Source organism: Thermoanaerobacter sp. RKWS2 (assembly GCF_026240795.1).
Classification (GTDB): Bacteria; Bacillota; Thermoanaerobacteria; order Thermoanaerobacterales; family Thermoanaerobacteraceae; genus Thermoanaerobacter; species Thermoanaerobacter ethanolicus.
Genome location: NZ_CP110888.1, coordinates 496,235 through 514,456 on the forward strand (window position 1 = coordinate 496,235; position 18,222 = coordinate 514,456).

An 18,222-nucleotide genomic window follows, 5' to 3' on the forward strand; every position below is an offset into this window, starting at 1 on the left:
TAACAAATGAAAAGCATTAGAACAAAACTTTTGGTGTTTATACTCTTGTTTATTTTAATTCCCCTTGTCATAACAGGATATTTTTCTACAAATATTGCAGAGAGTGTTCTTAAAACCAAGATAAACGATTCTAATCAAGCAGCTTTATCGGTTTTAAATAAGTACATAAATTCTATTAAACAAGACACAGAATCAATGCTTGAAATGTTAGCTGAATCAAATACTATAATGAATTATGATGGGAGCAGCGCTTCAGATGAGGCAGTACTTAAAAAATTAGAAGAAGTCAAAAAATCTATGCCAAATGCAATGAATGTGTATTTTGCGACACCTGATAAAAAGATGATTTTGTACCCACCTCAAAAACTAGAAAATTACGATCCAACAGAAAGGCCGTGGTATAAAGATGCTGAAAAAGCCGGAGGTAATATTGTCTGGACAGATCCTTATGAAGATTTCAATACTAAGGCGCCAGAAATCACTGTTACTAAAGCCATTACGGGTTCGAGTGGTAAGTTAGTAGGCATATTAGGAATTGATATAAGTTTAGAACAACTTTCTAAAAATATATCTAGTGTTAAACTTGGAAAGACAGGGTACATATACCTAGTTACAAAAGATGGTACTGTTATTACTCATCCGGATACTACTAAGTTGTTTACTTCTATAAAAAAATATGACTTTGGGGAAAAATTGTTAAGTCTTAATAATGCTACTATACAGTACAGTTCAAACAATGTGTACAAGTTTGCCAGTGTGAGAAATCTTGACAGCTTTGGGTGGAAAGCAGTAGTTACAATGGAAAATAGCGAATTAACAAAAGATGTGACGAAAATACGAGATTTTGTAATCACTGTAAGTATAATAGTATTACTCATAGGATTTTTAATAGCATACTTCTTTGCAAATTCTATATCCTCAGGAATCAAAAAAGTGGTAACTGCTATGTCTGCAGCAGCTAAAGGGGATATTACGGTTAAAGCTAATGTAAAAGCAAAAGATGAAGTTGGAATATTGGCAAATAGCTTCAACACCATGATTGAAGGAATAAAAAGGCTTGTTTTTGACATAAGAAGCGTATCAGAGTCCGTAAATCACTCAGCGGAAAACATGGCTGTAGCTTCTGAACAAGCAGCACAAGCCACACAAGACGTTGCAAAAGCCATTGAAGAAATCGCACAAGGAGCTTCTAGCCAAGCAAGAGAAGCAGAGGAGAGCGCTAATGCCACTGTATTACTTGGGCAATTGATAGACCAATCCCTTAAAAACGCTGATGAGATAAACCAAGAAGTAGCGAATGTCAGCATGGTATCCAACGAAGGGCTTGTGATTATAGATGACTTAATTAAAAAGACAGAATTGACAGTAGAAGCAAATAACAATGTAAAAGAATCCACAAATTATCTTTTAGAAAAATCTACGGAAATAAGCAAGATTGTAGAGACGATAACAAGCATAGCAGACCAGACAAATCTTTTATCACTAAACGCCGCGATAGAAGCAGCAAGAGCAGGAGAGGCAGGAAGAGGTTTTGCCGTTGTAGCAGACGAAGTGAGGAAATTGGCAGAGCAGTCCTCACAGGCAGCGAGAAATATAGCTAACTTAATATCTGAGATACAAAACACGATTAACGATACTTACAAGACAGTAGAAGACTCAACAAAATCAATAGAAGAGCAAAGCAATGTAGTCAATACCACAAAAGATGTATTTGAAGGAATACTTCATGCAGTGAATTTCATAGTAGAGAAGATTGACAATCTAAACAAATCATTAAAGGAGATAGAGGAACATAAAAACAAGATAGTAGATTCAATACAGAACATAGCGGCTGTATCAGAAGAGTCAGCGGCATCAGCGGAAGAAGTATCCGCAACATCACAAGAACAGTCGGCAATTGTGGAAGAGATGGCATCAACAGCAAATGAACTTAAGAATTATGCAAATACTCTCATTGAGGCGATTAAACAATTTAAAGTTGAGTAAAGGCGGGGTCATTCCCGCTTTTTAAATTTAAAAATGTATAAATATTAGCAGGATTTTTGAAGTGATAAATAGAAATATACTATATCACCAAATTAAAAAATTTATGGGGGGATTTAAATATGTCAAGAGTTATAAGAGCGCCAAGGGGGACCACATTACATTGCAAGAATTGGCAAATAGAGGCGCCTTACAGGACTTTGATGAACAATCTAGATCCGGAGGTAGCAGAGGACCCCGGCGAATTTGATAGTGTATGGAGGAGCAGGAAAAGCTGCAAGAAATTGGGAAGCTTTTGATAAAATAATAGAGAGCTTAGAAAATTTGGAGGAAGATGAGACACTTCTCATACAATCTGGGAAACCTGTAGGAATTTTTAAAACTCATACAATGGCACCAAGAGTGCTCATATCCAATGCAATGTTAGTACCTGCATGGGCTAATTGGGAAAATTTCTGGGACCTTGAGGCAAAAGGGCTTACCATGTATGGGCAAATGACAGCAGGAAGTTGGATATATATAGGAACACAAGGGATTATAGAAGGAACTTTTGAGACTTTTGCAGCTCTTGCTAAAAAACATTTTGATGGAACATTGAAGGGAAAGTTTGTACTTACAGCCGGACTTGGAGGTATGAGCGGAGCGCAGCCTTTAGCAGTTACCATGTTGGATGGCGCATGCCTTGTAGTAGAAGTGGACAGAAATAGAATACAGAGAAGATTAGATACTAAATACCTTGATGTAATGACAGACAATCTTGACGAAGCTTTAGAAATGGTTTTGAAAGCGAAAGAAGAAGGAAAGCCTTTGTCAGTTGGACTTGTCGGAAATGCCGCAGATGTTCATCCTGAGCTTGTAAGGAGAGGAATAATTCCAGACGTTGTAACAGACCAGACATCAGCCCATGACCCATTAAACGGATATGTGCCAAATGGAATGACACTAGAAGAGGCATTTGCTCTTAGAAAATCAAATCCGGAGGAATATATAAAGAGAGCTAAAAAAGCTATGGCAGAGCATGTTTCAGCAATGCTTGAGATGCAAAAAAGAGGAGCAATAGCTTTTGATTACGGCAATAACATAAGGAGAATGGCTTATGATGAAGGGGTAAAAGAGGCTTTTAATATCCAAGGTTATGTTCCTGAGTATATAAGAGATTTATTCTCTGAAGGGAAGGGACCTTTCCGCTGGATTGCATTATCAGGAGACCCTGAGGATATTTACAAGACTGACGAAAAAGTTTTAGAACTTTTCCCTGAAGATAAACTGCTTGAAAGATGGATTAGGTTAGCGAGAGAAAAGATTAAATTCCAAGGATTGCCTGCGAGGATTTGTTGGTTAGGATATGGCCAAAGGGCGGAATTTGGACTTGCAATAAATGAAATGGTGAGAAAAGGCGAACTGAAAGCTCCTATTGTAATAGGTCGTGACCACCATGATACAGGTTCTGTTGCATCCCCTTACAGAGAAACGGAGGCAATGAAAGATGGCAGTGATGCTATCGCAGATTGGCCAATACTTAACGCCTTGTTAAATACTGCTTCAGGAGCTACATGGGTATCAGTACATCACGGCGGTGGAGTTGGAATAGGATATTCAATACACGCAGGAGTAGTGGTGTGTGCCGATGGAACAAAAGAGTCTGACTTGAGAATAGAGCGGGTTTTGACCTCTGACCCTGGTTCTGGTGTTATGAGACATGCAGATGCTGGATATGAAATTGCAATAAGAACTGCGAAAGAAAAAGGAATAAAAATGCCTATGCTAAAATAACGTTGGAAAGGATGAGGAAATAAATGGATCAGATAATTGAATGTGTACCTAATTTTAGTGAAGGAAGAGACCAAGAAAAAATAGCACAGCTTGTCAAAGAAGTTGTGTCGACGGAAGGAGTAAAGCTTTTGGATTACTCTTCCGATAAAGACCACAACAGGACAGTTATAACCTTTTGTGGAGATGCAAAGGGAGTAAAAGAAGCGGCTTTTAAGCTCATTAAAAAAGCTTCAGAGATAATTGATATGAGGTACCATAAAGGGGAGCATCCGAGGATTGGGGCAACAGATGTAGTACCCTTTATACCTGTGAAAAATGCTACAATGGAAGAATGTATCCAAATTGCAAGAGAAGTAGGAGAAAAGGTTGGAAGAGAGCTTAGTATACCTGTGTATTTATATGAAGAAGCTGCTACAACTCCTGAAAGAAAAAATTTAGAGAATATAAGGCGGGGAGAATATGAAGGTTTTTTTGAAAAGATAAAACAGCCGGAATGGAAGCCAGACTTTGGTCCGCAGGAGATGAACCCCAAAAGCGGTGCGACAGTGATTGGCGCAAGAAATTTTCTCATTGCCTACAATGTCAATCTTGCTACAGACAATATTAATATAGCTAACAAAATTGCTAAAGCTATCCGATTTTCAAACGGCGGTTACCGGTATGTAAAGGCGATGGGGGTGGAATTAAAAGAAAGAGGAATTGTGCAGGTGTCGATGAACCTTACTGATTTTAATAAAACACCTATTTACAGAGTTTTTGAAACAATTAAAGCAGAAGCTAGTAGGTATGGGGTAAATGTTATAGGCAGTGAAATAATAGGGCTTGTGCCAGCAAAGGCTTTGTTTGATGTGGCAGATTATTATTTAAGAATAGAGAACTTTTCTGAAAATATGGTTTTAGAAAACAGAATATACGAATGAGGTGTTAAAATGGTGGCAGATTTGTTAATATACAACATTAAGAAAATTTATACACCTCTTGGCAATTGCCCACAATGTGGAAGTGACATGGAAAATATAGAAGAAATTGAAGATGCTTATATTGCAATAAAAGATGGAAAAATTTTAGCGGCAGGAAAATCACCTGCCGCAATTTCTGCAAAAGAAAAAATTGACGCAAAAGGCATGATTGCAATTCCTGGATTTGTAGACCCTCATACTCATCTTATACATTATGGCTCAAGAGAAAATGAAGTGGCACTTAAATTAAAAGGGTATTGTTATGTAGACATATTAAAGCAAGGTGGAGGAATACTTTCTACTGTTAATGCAACCAGAAATGCTTCTGATGACCAATTGATAGAAAAAGCTATGAAAAGCCTTGATATAATGCTATCTCATGGCACTACTACTGTAGAAGTAAAAAGTGGATATGGACTTAGCACAGAAGAAGAGATAAGGCTTTTAAGACTTATGAATAAGCTTAATTCAATCTCTCTTGTGGATATTGTTCCTACTTTTTAGGGGCTCATTCAATACCCACGGAGTTTAAGGAGAATTCTTGGGGATATGTTGATAAAATTATAAATGAAATGATTCCCAAAGTAAAAGAGGAAAATCTTGCAGAGTTTTGTGATGTTTTTTGCGAAGATGGAGCTTTTGACTATGAACAGTCTAAAAAGATATTAGAAGAGGCTAAAAAGTATGGAATGAAACTTAAAATTCACGCTGATGAGTTGACACAAAGTGGTGGAGGAGAATTGGCGGGAATATTAGGTGCTGTAAGCGCAGACCATCTTGAAGAGGTATCTGAAAAAGGAATTGAACTTATGAAAAAAGCAGGTACTGTAGGGGTACTTCTTCCTGGAGTTTCTTATTTTTTAGATAAACCTTATGCCAATGCAAGAAAATTAATTGAAAAAGGTCTTGCTGTGGCTCTTGGTACGGATTACAACCCGGGGACAAGCCCTACAGAAAATTTACAGCTTATAATGTCTTTTGCGTATATAAAAATGAAAATGTCAGCCAAAGAGATTTTAACTGCTGTAACTTTAAATGCAGCTTGTGCTATTGATAGGGGAAATGAAATAGGCACAATAGAAGAAGGAAAAAAGGCAGACATACTCTTAATTGACGTACCAAACCTTGACTATGTGATGTACCACTTTGGAATAAATCATGTAAACACAGTTATAAAGTCAAAAGGAGATAAGGCGGTTGTAATTGGGTTAAGGTAAAAATGCGTATTTTACAACGTGCAGCAGATTTTAAATATGTTTATGATAAATATAATGAGGAAGTTTTAGAAAATTATTAATAAACGTGGTGAAAAGTATGACGTCAAAAAAATCCACAGTATGCGCTGTGGATTTTTTTATACAAATATATCTTTGAAAACCCCCAAATAATATAAAACTCTCAAAAATATTGTAACAATTTTTTTGGCAGTTGTATTACGGAAATTATATATCATTGGTATAATAGGTAGTGGGGGAAAATATATACACAGAGAAGGAGATGATTTTATGCTAATTGATGATTCATTAAAGGAGTATATTGAAAAAGTGGCCTCAAAATCACCAACACCGGGAGGAGGAAGTGTATCGGCGGTATCAGCAAGCCTTGGGATTGCCCTTTCTTCTATGGTTTACAATCTTACAATAGGGCGAAAATTTTATGAGGAATATACTGATGATATTAAAGAAGAGATTCAACAAGGGCTTAGTATATGTAATCGACTTCTTGCAGAATATGTAAAGCTTATTGATGAAGACACTGTAGCTTATGACGAAGTGATGAAAGCCCTTAAAATGCCAAAAGATACTGAAGAAAATAGAAAAATAAGGAACGAAGCGCTTCAAAAAGCTTATATTAACGCTATGAATGTTCCTCTAAAACTTGCGAGATTATGTGGAGAGGCATTTACCCCGACGATGTTGATTGCGGAATACGGGAATCCTAATGCCATATCTGATGCGGCAGTTGGGGCTATTCTACTATATGCAGCTATAGAAGGAGCTGTTTTAAATGTAAAAGTGAATTTGCCTTATATTAAGGATAAAGAACTGGCAGAAAAAGCGCGGATAGAATGCGATGAAATTTTAAATAAATACAAGGAAGTAAGAGATGAAGTTGTAAATAAAGTATTAAATAAAATTTCAGGGTAATAGTAAAATAAAAAATATAATTGTGAAAGATACATAAAGAAAAACGGAGATTTTTAGAGAAATTGTATGCCTTTTAAGTAAAACTGATGAATTTAGGAGTTGTATATGACCTTTGATAAAGTTATAATAAAGTTAGATGTCAGACAAGCTTATATGTTTACCGAGTGCAAAATCGGTAAACGGTAACAAAATTTTTTGTAGGAGGTTATATGATGAAAAGGTGGCGTGTTGTTTTAGCATCCTTGTTAATTGTAGTGTTATCAGTTTCAGTGCTTTTGTCAGGATGCTCTTCAAAGACAAAGCAAGAAAGTACACAACCCCAAACTACGCAAGAATCTAAAAACAAAGATTTTAAAGTAGGTCTTGTAACAGATGTGGGTGGCATCAATGACCACAGCTTTAACCAAATGGCTTATGAAGGCTTGCAAAGAGCTGCTAAAGAATTAGGTGTTACAGTTAACGTAATACAATCAAAGAAAATGGAAGACTATGTACCAAACTTAACAAATTTTGCACAACAAGGGTACAACTTGATAATTGCAGTAGGTTTTATGATGCATGATGCTGTTGAAGAAGTATCACAAAAATTCCCAGACACGAAATTTCTTATAATTGACTCAGAAGTGACAGACAGACCTAATGTTTCATCAGCTATGTTCAAGACAGAGCAAGTCGGTTATCTTGTAGGTGCTATGGCTGGATTAATGGAGAAAGAAAAAGTCGGTAAAGTAAAAGGTACAAACACCATAGGTGTGGTTGGAGGAATGCAAATACCACCAGTTGATAGCTTTATTGCAGGTTATCAACAAGGTGCAAAAGCTGTAAATCCTGACATAAAAATTATTATCAATTATACAAATAATTTCAATGACCCTGCGGCAGGTAAGCAAATGGCTTTGACAGAGATAAGCCAGGGTGCAGAAATCATCTTCCAAGTTGCTGGTGGTACTGGTGACGGAGTAATAAAAGCGGCACAAGAGAAAAACGTATATGCTATTGGTGTTGACGCAGACCAAAGCTATTTAGCTCCTGATCATGTTTTGACATCAGCAGTAAAAAGAGTTGATGTTGCAACATATGATGTTATAAAGGATACTTTAAATGGTAACTTCAAGAGTGGTATTGTATACTTTGATTTGAAAAACGAGGGTGTAGGAATAGGTAAAGTGAATAAAGATGTTCCACAATCTATCATAGATAAAGTTAATCAATTAGCACAGGATATAAAAGACGGTAAGATAACAGTATCTGATAAAGTTTCAAAATAAACTAAAACCATAAAAACCGGGGCTGAATACTGTTCAGCCCCTTTTTGGAGGTAGGAGTATGAGCGCGATATTAGAAGTAAAGAATATTACGAAAGTATTTCCTAAGGTTGTAGCAAATGACAATGTCAACCTTACAGTTGAAAAGGGAGAAATTCACGCTATACTTGGAGAAAACGGTGCTGGCAAATCTACTTTAATGAATATTATATACGGTTTATATAAACCGGATTCAGGTAAGCTTATTTTTGATGGGGAAGAACTCAATCTAAGTGGTCCTCATGAAGCTATTGAAAAGGGTATAGGAATGGTACACCAACACTTTATGCTTATTCCTGTTTTGACAGTTGCAGAAAACATCGTATTAGGTGCAGAGCCTAAAGGCATAACTTACGATAGGAAAAAGCAAATGAACTCATAAGAGAGATTTCACAAAAATATCACTTAGAAATAGATCCTGAAGCAAAAGTAAAAGATTTATCTGTTGGTCTTCAGCAAAGAGTTGAAATTTTAAAGGCTTTCTATAGGAAAGCGAAACTTTTGATTTTAGATGAGCCGACAGCTATGCTTACTCCTCAGGAAACAGAAAAATTATTTGAAATAATGAGAGAACTTGTAAAACAAGGTATGTCAATAATATTTATAAGTCACAAATTAGAAGAAGTATTAGAGATTTCTGATAGAGTTACTGTTATGAGAAGAGGTAAAGCTGTTGGTACTTTAAACACAAAAGAAACGAATGAGCAAGAACTTGCTAATTTAATGGTGGGTAGAGAAGTAGTATTGAGAATAGAAAAGAGCGAATACAAGCCAGGAAATGTTGTTTTAAGTGTTAAAAATTTAAATGTAGTTGATCAACAGAATGTTCCAAAAGTGAAAGATGTAAGTTTTGATATTCGAGAAGGAGAAATTTTTGGACTGGCTGGTATTGATGGAAATGGGCAGTTAGAATTAGTAGAAGCTATAATGGGATTAAGGCCTAAGAAATCAGGTAATATTTTATTTTACGGAAAAGATGTTACAAATTTCCCTACAAGACAACTTTATAGAGAGGGTATATCGTATATTCCACAAGATAGGCAAGCAGATGGACTTGTTTTGGATTTTACAATTGCAGAAAATTTGATTTTGAGGGAATATAAAGATCCCACCTATTCTCGCTATGGTGTAATTCAATATAAAAAAGTATATGAAAATGCCGAGAAAAAAGTCAAAGAATTTGACGTAAGGCCTCCCGAATACATGCTTAAGGCTCGTGGTTTATCAGGAGGAAATCAGCAAAAAGTTATTTTGGCAAGAGAGGTAGGATACAATCCTAAGCTTTTGATTGCAGTTCAGCCTACAAGAGGAATGGATGTTGGCGCCATAGAATATATCCATAAGAGAATACTGGAATTGAGAGATAAAGGTGCTGCTGTATTTCTCGTTTCATTAGAGCTAGAAGAAATAATGTCATTATCAGATAGGATTGGAGTTATATACAATGGACAGCTTATGGATATTTTGGACGGCAAAACTGCAACGAGAGAACAAATAGGAATGCTTATGGCTGGTTCACGATTTGATAAGACGACATTGGAGGCGAGATAATGAAGAATCTTTTAAAAGAACTGTATATTCCTGTTGTAGCTGTGCTTATAGCAATAATAGTTGGTTCTATTATAATGCTTATTACAGGATTTAATCCTATAACAGCTTATATATCTTTATTTATAGGTGCTTTTGGTTCAGTTAATAATATTGCAAATACTCTTGCAGCTGCTGTACCTCTTATATTGACAGGATTGGGTGTAGCTATATCTTTTAAGGCTGGACTATTTAATATAGGTGCAGAAGGACAGTATTGGATAGGTGCAATAGTAGGTGTTTGGATAGGCTATAGTTTTACTGGATTGCCATGGTATATTCATATACCCTTTGCACTTATAGCTGCGATGATAGCAGGAGGACTTTGGGCAGGACTCATTCCAGGACTTGCAAAAGCCTATACTGGTGCTAATGAAGTTATAACTACCATGATGATGAGTTATATTGCTATATATTTTAGCCATTTTTTACTTGAGTTTGGCCCTATGATGGAGAAGGGAGGAACAATTCCTCAATCTCCTGTAATTAAGGAAAGTGCAGTAATACCATTTTTGATTCAAAACACTCAACTTTCTTATGGAATTTTTATTGCTCTTGCTGCTGCAATTTTTGTATATTGGCTTATGTTTAAAACGACATGGGGTTTTGAAATGAGAGCAGTAGGATATAATCAAAGAGCAGCAAGGTACGCAGGAATGAATGTGCCTTTGAATATGGTGCTTTCATTAGGACTAAGTGGCGCCTTTGCAGGACTTGCAGGTGCTGTTCAGATGTTAGGAGTCCAGCATAGGCTTTATGACAGTTTTACTTCTGGATACGGTTATACAGCAATAGTTGTAGCGCTTCTCGCAAACAACAATCCGATAGGAGTTATATTTGCGGCAATTTTGTTTGCGGCTTTAGGTACTGGTTCTCAGTATATGCAGCTTAATGCGCAGGTACCAGGTCAAATGGCAGACGTTATTACAGGGCTTATAGTATTCTTCGTTGCAGCTCATAGAGTAGCAGAAGTTATAAAAGGTATGTTTGCTAAAAAGCAAAAGAAGGAGGCAGAAGCATGAAGGAAATATTTTTAAACCCACAACTTTGGGCAGCTACTTTGGCTATGGCCACACCATTAGCATTACCTGCGCTAGGTGGTACTTTTTCTGAAAGATCTGGCGTCGTAAATATAGCGATGGAAGGTATTATGCTTATTGCAGCATTTTTTGCAGTTGTATTTGCTCATGCGACAGGTAGCGCTTGGTTAGGATTTTTAGGTGCTATAATAGTAGGGCTTATAGTTGCTTTGATTTTTGCGTGGGCGGCTGTAAGCTTAACGGCTAATCAAATAATTTTAGGTATGGCAATTAATATTTTTGCATCGGGCATTACGGCGTACCTTTTAAATACGATGTATGGTTTTACAGGTACTCCTACTGATACTCCTATGCTTCCCACTATAGATATTCCAGGCATTAAGAATATACCATTTTTAGGTCAAGTTTTAAGTGGGCACAGTGTAGTAGTATATTTGATGATAATAATTTTATTCATATCAGATTATTTTCTGTTCCACACAAATTTGGGACTAAGACTTCGAGCAGTTGGTGAAAATCCTGAGGCGGCTGAAACAGCGGGTATTGATGTTATAAAATTAAGGTATCTTGGCGTTGCATTAAGCGGTATTCTTTCTGCGATGGGTGGCGCTTACCTGTCAATAGGTGCGTTAAATAGTTTCAACCCTGATATGACAAGTGGTAGAGGTTATATTGCGTTGGCAGCAATGATTTTTGGTAAATGGACACCTTTTGGGTCTTTTGGTGCTGCACTTCTCTTTGGATTTGCAACAGCTCTCAGCATGCAGCTTCAGAATACGGCATTTTCTAAGAATATAATCATGATGTTGCCCTATATATTGACAATACTTGCACTTGTGGGTGTCGGTGGAAAGAGCGTGCCACCTGCTGCAGATGGAGTACCTTATACACCAAAGAAATAAGGGGATTTTATGTCGATGTTGTTACCTGAGAAAAAACCGCTGTATGAGCTCGCCTTAAGGAAAATGGAAGAATTGATAAAGACAGGGCAGTGGAAGGAAGGGAGCAAGCTCCCTTCTGAATCACAGCTTGCCAAACAATTTGGCATTAGTCGAGCTACTTTAAGGGAAGCAATGAGAATTTTAGAAGATGAAGGACTTATAGTGAAACAGCAAGGGGTAGGAACTTTTGTAAGGAGAAAACCACTTATAAAGAGTGGCTTGGAAGAGTTATTTAGTGTTACCACTTTAATTGAAAGACAAGGAATGGTGCCTGGTACAAAAGATTTTACCGTATACAAACTTCCTGCTACAGAAAATGAGGCAAATCATCTTAGATTAAAGCCAGGAGATATCATATATAAAGTAGAAAGGGTAAGGACAGCTGATGATGTGCCTGTTGTTTACTGTATAGATAGATTGCCTCAAAATATTGTAGGGGAATCTTTTACGGGATTTGAGCAATCTGTGTTTGCTTATCTTGAAAGTGAGCATTCTATAACAATAACTTATGCAGTTTCCAATATAAGAGTCATAAAACATGACCCTGTAGTTGAGAAAAAACTTATGATGGATAAAAATGATTCAATACTTCTTTTAGAGCAAGTCCATTACGATGAAAACAACATGCCAATCCTTTATTCTTCTAACTATTTTAACGCATCTAAATTTGATTTCTATATTATACGCAAAAGGACATTATGAAAGTAGGTGCATAAGATGGAATATAAAGATTATGAGAAGCTTATAGATTTAGCAAAAGAGGCGAGGGAAAGGGCTTATGTGCCTTATTCCCATTTTAAAGTAGGTGCTTGTGTTCTTACTGAAAATGGCAAAACTTATCAAGGCTGCAATATTGAAAATGCTTCTTATGGTCTTACAAATTGTGCAGAAAGAACAGCTCTCTTTAATGCTTATGCAAATGGAGAAAGGAAATTAAAGGCAATTGCTGTTGTTGCTGACACTGAAGGTCCTGTCTCTCCTTGTGGTGCTTGTAGGCAGGTAATGATGGAACTTGGTGGAGAAGACATGGTCGTGATACTCAGCAATATGAAAGGCGATTACGCTGTTGTTACTGTTAAAGACTTATTGCCAGGTGCTTTTACCTCAAAAGATTTAAGGGAATAATGGGGAATAATACGTACACAAGTTCATAGAAGAGGTGGTAAAATGTTCAAAAGAGTCATACTAATAGTTTTAGATAGCGTCGGAGTAGGAGAATTGCCAGACGCATATAAATTTGGAGATGAGGGTTCTAATACTTTAGGTCACGTCACAGAAAAAACAGGTATTGGACTTCCTAATATGGGGAAATTAGGTTTGGGAAATATTATACCTTTAAAAAGCGTTCCTGAAAACCCGAATGCTGTTGGCGGATATGGCAAAATGGCTGAAAAATCAGCAGGCAAAGATACTACAACAGGCCATTGGGAGATAGCAGGACTTATTACTGAAAAGCCTTTCCCTACTTATCCCCATGGTTTTCCTGAGGAAATTATCAAAGAGTTTGAGAAGAGGATTGGGAGAAAAGTTTTGGGAAATAAGCCTGCTTCAGGAACTGAAATAATAAAAGAATTGGGAGAAGAACATGTAAAAACAGGATATCCTATAGTTTATACTTCTGCTGATAGCGTATTTCAAGTAGCAGCCCATGAGGATGTCATACCTCTTGAAGAGCTTTATAGAATTTGTGAAATTGCCAGGGAAATACTAAAAGGAGACCATGCGGTGGGAAGAGTCATTGCAAGGCCTTTTACCGGTACTCCTGGAAATTTTGTGAGAACAGGAAATAGGAGAGATTTTTCGTTAAAGCCTTTTGAGCCTACTATATTAGATATGTTAAAAGAAGCTGGATATGAGGTTTTTGCTATAGGAAAGATTGAGGATATTTTCGCTGGACAGGGAATTACTGAAAAAAACCATACGACAAACAATGACGAGGGCATTACAGCTACTATAAAAGCGATGGATGAAATTAAAAATGGCTTGATTTTTACAAATTTAGTTGATTTTGATATGTTGTATGGCCATAGAAATGATGTTGAAGGATATGCAAAAGCTCTAACACATTTTGATAACAGACTTCCTGAGATAATGGGAAAACTTACAAAGGAAGATTTACTAATTATAACTGCTGACCATGGGTGTGACCCTACTACACCAAGTACTGATCATTCAAGGGAGTATGTACCACTATTAGTTTATAGTCCTTCAATGAAACATGGAGTAAATCTTGGAGTGAGAAGTACTTATTCAGACGTTGCAGCTACAATAGCCGAGATATTTAAAGTTGGACCTACAAAACATGGCACATCTTTCTTGAAGGAATTACCTTTATGAGTGGGGGTATAATTTATGCGAATGTATGACCTTATAATGAAAAAGAGAGATGGTGGAGTTCTTACAAAAGAAGAGATTGATTTTATAATCTCTTCTTACACAAAAGATTATATTCCTGATTATCAGATGAGCGCTTTAGCAATGGCCATATATTTTAGGGGAATGACACCAGAAGAGACTGCCAATCTTACTATGGCTATGGCTTATTCTGGCGATGTGATGGATTTATCAGCGATTAAAGGAATCAAAGTGGATAAACACTCAACCGGTGGTGTAGCTGATACTACCACATTAGTACTTGCTCCTATGGTAGCAGCCTGTGGAGCTCCTGTTGCCAAAATGTCAGGAAGAGGTTTAGGGCATACTGGTGGAACGATAGACAAACTGGAGTCAATACCAGGAATGAGAGTAGAACTCAGCGAAGAAGAGTTTATTGACAACGTAAATAAATACGGTATTGCTGTGATTGGGCAGACTAAAAATCTCACTCCTGCAGATAAAAAGTTATATGCATTAAGGGATGTTACTGCGACAGTAGATTCTATTCCGCTTATAGCGAGCTCTATAATGAGTAAAAAGATTGCTGCAGGAGCGGATGGAATAGTATTAGATGTAAAAGTTGGAAGAGGAGCTTTCATGAAAGACTTAGAAAGTGCCAAAGCCCTTGCTAAGTTGATGGTGGATATAGGAAATTCTGTAGGGAGAAAGACTGTAGCCCACGTTACAAATATGGATTATCCGTTAGGGCTTGCGATAGGAAATGCACTTGAGATAGTAGAAGCTGTTCAAGTATTGAAAGGTCATGGTTCTAAAGATTTATTGGAAGTATGTATGCTACTTGGTTCTGATATGCTTCAAATTGCAGGTGTTGCAAAAGACGACAAAGAGGCGAGGGCAAAACTAAAAGAAGCACTTGATAGCGGAAAAGCCCTACAAAAATTTAAAGAATTTATAAAGGCTCAAGGTGGAGATGAAAGAGTAGTTGACGATTTATCACTTTTACCACAGGCTAAGTATATAAGACCTTGGATTGCCGACAGGGATGTATATATAAAAGACCTGATGGCTTTAGATTTAGGCCTTGTAGCGATGAAGTTAGGAGCGGGAAGAGAGAAAAAGAAGATAAAATAGATTTAGCAGTTGGTATAATGTTAGGTGGAAAAGTTGGAGATATAGTTAGAAAAGGTGAGCCTATTGCTACAATATATGCTAATGATGAGGGTAAAGCTGAATGGGCTTTAAATGAAATTAAAAAGTATATTCTTCTCTCTGATGAGCCTGTGGAAAGGCCAACATTAATATTTGAGTAACAAAAAAGCGGTTCTTTTTAGTGTTTTGTAAGAAGAACCGCTTATTTCTATTAAGTTTTGCTGATTTAAACCGATAAATAAATATGGAATTTTTTATTTTATCTAGAGGGGAGAAGTGCAAATGGGAAAAACTATTCGAGCTCAGGTTGTGCGATCTTTTGTAATTATAGGTATTTTAACAGTTATACTTTCGGTGATTGTGAATTTAGGACTTATAAATACTATTAACAACATTGAAAAATTAAGAAAATATGTGGTAAATCAAGTCATTAACGTGTCAAATGCCCAAGTTCAAATTGCGGTATTAAGTGGCAATATTCAACAAACTTTAAATGACTATATGAATGGCAATGCGACAAATTTTTCCGTTGGAGTTCCAATTAGTTCGATGGAGACCTACATTGCTAATATCCAAAATAGCTTAGATGACTATAAAAATACCAAGAATTACGACTCACTTAATAAAAATTTATTGCTAATTAAAGAAGGTATTCAGAACCTAAAGAAAGCAGTAAATGAATTACCCGAAAAGTATGACTCTGTTAATGATAGCGACAAAGTAGTAACTATTACTTATTATTTGAATCATATACAAAGTGCTTTGAATGATTTTAGTTCTACATATTCCCAGGGCTTTTTACCCTATTTTAATCAAATGATAGAAAATAATAAAAGAAATTTTTACATATCACTAGGAATGAGTATTGTAATACTATTGATAATTTTAATTTATGCAGCGATAATAATAAGAAAATTAAGGAAATATGCGAAACTTATTAATTCTGAAATTATAAATGCAGAAAAGCAATCAGAAGAAGTCATGAATTATGCGGTAAACATAAGAAACAAATCAGAAGAAAATACTATGAACATAACTTCTTCAAAACAAGGTTTAGAGGATTTAGTAAATGGAATTAACATAATTTCGGAAAATATAAATGAAGTTGCTGAGTCTATTACTAAAGTTTCAGAGACTAATGAAAATTTGTCACAAGTCTCCGATAAACTTATGAGAGATATGAATGAAGCAATGATGAAAATCAAAGAAATAGAAGAAAATGCAAACAGGCAAGGAGAAGAAGTTAAATCATTAATTGAGTCTTTACAAGAGAGCTTGGAAAACTCCAAAAATACTTCAAAACAACTAAATGAGCTAGATAAAAGAATGGGTGGTATAAAAGATATTCTTTATTCAATATCAGATATAGCTGAACAGACGAATCTTTTGGCACTTAATGCGGCAATTGAAGCAGCAAGGGCTGGAGAAAATGGAAGAGGATTTGCGGTTGTAGCAGAGGAAATAAGAAAACTTGCAGCGCAATCGACAGAAAGTGTAGAAAGAATAGGAGAAATAATAGAATCTCTTACCCAATTTACAAGAAATACTGTGGATAATGTCATCAAAAACATTGATAATTCTACAAAAGCATCTCAGGAGGTAAATAAAGTATTAGATATATTTGATCAGACAAAAGAAGGGTTTGACAAAGTCGCTGATATTATTAGTGAAATTTCTGTTGCAGCAGAAGAAACAGCCGTAAGTTCTAGTCAAACGCTACAAGCCATGAAAAACGTAATGTCAGCATCACAAAATATATCAGCACAGGTAGAAGAATTACTTGCCTCATCTGAGCAGCTTCTTGCAGAGATAAATGTAGTAGATGAAAATAATTTAAAAAATCTTGAACACATAAAAGAACAAGTTGAATATGCAGAAAATCAAAAAGCTAATATGCAGAAAATTACAAGTATAGTGATGCAGTTGTAATAATTGACATACACTACTTCATGGTATATAATTTAGTTAAACAGCGTGCGACGGGTTACGGCATGAGCTGGTAAGGTAGCTATTACCTTGCCAGCTTTTAATTTTGAGAGAGGAGGATTTTTATGAAAAGGATTTTTGAGCTTACAATGAAAGACATTGAGAGAATGGACAAAAATACACTCATTGAAACAATCAAAACTTCCGAAGGAAGGACGGTAATGGCAGAGACTATTGTAACAGTTCCACCGCTGGTTTATGGAGTATCAAACATGGAGCTTGCAGCGGCTTTTGGCAGTGATATGATTACGTTGAATTTTTTTGATTTTCAAAAACCATTTATTTTTGGTATAGATGATGCAGGAATAAACTTTTCAGCTGGGCCTTCTGAATTACAAAAAATAGTCGAAATAGCCTCCAAAAACGCAGAAGATTTTGACTACATCAAGAGAGTTAAAAAAATTGTTGGAAGGTTTATAGGTGTAAATATAGAGCCTGTTCCTGAAGGAGTAGAATATGTAGAGGGACGAAAATTAAATAAAGAAAATCTTTTAAAAGCTAAAGAATACGGATTTGATTATATCGTTATAACTGGGAATCCCAATACAGGGGTAAGTGTAGGCACGATAATAAAAGGAATAGAATTAGCAAAAGAGATTTTGGGCGAAAATATGATGATCATTGCCGGAAAAATGCACGGTGCTGGTTCAGGAAACATATATGAAGACAAAATTTTGAAAGATTTTGTAAAAGCAGGTGCCGACTGTATTTTGATACCAGCGCCTGGTACTGTTCCAGGAATTGATTTAAATCTTGCAAAAAGACAGATAGATTCAATACATGAAGAAGGGGCATTAGCAATGACTACAATTGGCACCTCACAAGAAGGCTCACAAAAAAGCACAATAGAATTTATCGGGGTTCAATCAAAAATGGCGGGAGCAGACATACAGCATATAGGAGATGCAGGATATGCAGGAGTGGCACTTCCTGAAAACATAATGGCACTTTCTATTGCTATAAGAGGAGTAAGGCATACTTATAGGAGAATGGCATATTCTTTGAATAAGTAATTA

Annotated in this window: 11 protein-coding genes and 4 pseudogenes; all 15 read left to right on the forward strand. The window is 36.2% G+C overall.

Annotated features, from left to right (window positions below; genetic code table 11):
• The first annotated feature begins 6 nt into the window (after nt 1-6).
• The 15 genes and pseudogenes from OEI98_RS02465 (at nt 7) to OEI98_RS02550 (ending at nt 18,219) form a co-directional block, all read left to right on the forward strand.
• Complete coding sequence (locus OEI98_RS02465) at nt 7-1,986, forward strand: methyl-accepting chemotaxis protein (protein WP_004402008.1); 1,980 nt, start codon at nt 7-9, stop codon at nt 1,984-1,986.
• A gap of 119 nt (nt 1,987-2,105) precedes the next feature.
• Nucleotides 2,106-3,756: pseudogene (gene hutU / locus OEI98_RS02475) on the forward strand (urocanate hydratase).
• Between the two features lie 23 nt (nt 3,757-3,779).
• Nucleotides 3,780-4,676 (forward strand): glutamate formimidoyltransferase, encoded by an 897-nt coding sequence (gene ftcD / locus OEI98_RS02480; protein WP_003869237.1) that lies wholly within the window; start codon nt 3,780-3,782, stop codon nt 4,674-4,676.
• 9 nt (nt 4,677-4,685) lie between these two features.
• Nucleotides 4,686-5,932, forward strand: a pseudogene (hutI, locus tag OEI98_RS15235) (imidazolonepropionase).
• 288 nt (nt 5,933-6,220) lie between these two features.
• Nucleotides 6,221-6,862, forward strand: coding sequence for a cyclodeaminase/cyclohydrolase family protein (locus OEI98_RS02495; protein WP_006569147.1), 642 nt, complete (start codon nt 6,221-6,223; stop codon nt 6,860-6,862).
• Nucleotides 6,863-7,074: 212 nt separating this feature from the next.
• Nucleotides 7,075-8,130: a BMP family lipoprotein gene (locus OEI98_RS02500; RefSeq protein WP_004402538.1), complete on the forward strand. Its 1,056-nt coding sequence runs from the start codon at nt 7,075-7,077 to the stop codon at nt 8,128-8,130.
• Between the two features lie 58 nt (nt 8,131-8,188).
• Nucleotides 8,189-9,717, forward strand: a pseudogene (locus OEI98_RS02505) (ABC transporter ATP-binding protein).
• Entirely contained in the window at nt 9,717-10,775 is a 1,059-nt protein-coding gene (locus OEI98_RS02510; RefSeq protein ID WP_003869242.1) for an ABC transporter permease, read from the forward strand. Before OEI98_RS02505 ends, OEI98_RS02510 begins: the two are co-directional and overlap by 1 nt.
• Nucleotides 10,772-11,695, forward strand: a complete 924-nt coding sequence (locus OEI98_RS02515; RefSeq protein WP_003869243.1) for an ABC transporter permease — start codon at nt 10,772-10,774, stop codon at nt 11,693-11,695. Before OEI98_RS02510 ends, OEI98_RS02515 begins: the two co-directional genes overlap by 4 nt.
• Before the next feature lie 15 nt (nt 11,696-11,710).
• Nucleotides 11,711-12,436, forward strand: a complete 726-nt coding sequence (locus tag OEI98_RS02520) for a GntR family transcriptional regulator (protein ID WP_004402532.1) — start codon at nt 11,711-11,713, stop codon at nt 12,434-12,436.
• 15 nt (nt 12,437-12,451) lie between these two features.
• Nucleotides 12,452-12,859: a cytidine deaminase gene (locus tag OEI98_RS02525; protein ID WP_003869245.1), complete on the forward strand. Its 408-nt coding sequence runs from the start codon at nt 12,452-12,454 to the stop codon at nt 12,857-12,859.
• 42 nt (nt 12,860-12,901) lie between these two features.
• Nucleotides 12,902-14,071, forward strand: coding sequence for a phosphopentomutase (locus OEI98_RS02530; RefSeq protein WP_004402531.1), 1,170 nt, complete (start codon nt 12,902-12,904; stop codon nt 14,069-14,071).
• 15 nt (nt 14,072-14,086) lie between these two features.
• Nucleotides 14,087-15,381 (forward strand): annotated as a pseudogene (locus OEI98_RS02535) (pyrimidine-nucleoside phosphorylase).
• Between the two features lie 121 nt (nt 15,382-15,502).
• A complete protein-coding gene (locus OEI98_RS02545) occupies nt 15,503-17,149 on the forward strand; it encodes a methyl-accepting chemotaxis protein (protein WP_019907375.1) in 1,647 nt (548 codons plus the stop codon).
• A gap of 122 nt (nt 17,150-17,271) precedes the next feature.
• A complete protein-coding gene (locus tag OEI98_RS02550) occupies nt 17,272-18,219 on the forward strand; it encodes a hypothetical protein (RefSeq protein ID WP_003869249.1) in 948 nt (315 codons plus the stop codon).
• Nucleotides 18,220-18,222: the final 3 nt, after the last annotated feature.

What these genes read in the sequence shown, in the direction of transcription:
- OEI98_RS02515 (WP_003869243.1), top strand. Translation starts at nt 10,772, where the DNA reads ATGAAGGAAATATTTTTAAACCCACAACTTTGGGCAGCTACTTTGGCT.
- OEI98_RS02545 (WP_019907375.1), top strand. Translation starts at nt 15,503, where the DNA reads ATGGGAAAAACTATTCGAGCTCAGGTTGTGCGATCTTTTGTAATTATA.
- ftcD (WP_003869237.1), top strand. Translation starts at nt 3,780, where the DNA reads ATGGATCAGATAATTGAATGTGTACCTAATTTTAGTGAAGGAAGAGAC.
- OEI98_RS02510 (WP_003869242.1), top strand. Translation starts at nt 9,717, where the DNA reads ATGAAGAATCTTTTAAAAGAACTGTATATTCCTGTTGTAGCTGTGCTT.
- OEI98_RS02500 (WP_004402538.1), top strand. Translation starts at nt 7,075, where the DNA reads ATGAAAAGGTGGCGTGTTGTTTTAGCATCCTTGTTAATTGTAGTGTTA.
- OEI98_RS02520 (WP_004402532.1), top strand. Translation starts at nt 11,711, where the DNA reads ATGTTGTTACCTGAGAAAAAACCGCTGTATGAGCTCGCCTTAAGGAAA.
- OEI98_RS02550 (WP_003869249.1), top strand. Translation starts at nt 17,272, where the DNA reads ATGAAAAGGATTTTTGAGCTTACAATGAAAGACATTGAGAGAATGGAC.
- OEI98_RS02495 (WP_006569147.1), top strand. Translation starts at nt 6,221, where the DNA reads ATGCTAATTGATGATTCATTAAAGGAGTATATTGAAAAAGTGGCCTCA.
- OEI98_RS02525 (WP_003869245.1), top strand. Translation starts at nt 12,452, where the DNA reads ATGGAATATAAAGATTATGAGAAGCTTATAGATTTAGCAAAAGAGGCG.
- OEI98_RS02530 (WP_004402531.1), top strand. Translation starts at nt 12,902, where the DNA reads ATGTTCAAAAGAGTCATACTAATAGTTTTAGATAGCGTCGGAGTAGGA.
- OEI98_RS02465 (WP_004402008.1), top strand. Translation starts at nt 7, where the DNA reads ATGAAAAGCATTAGAACAAAACTTTTGGTGTTTATACTCTTGTTTATT.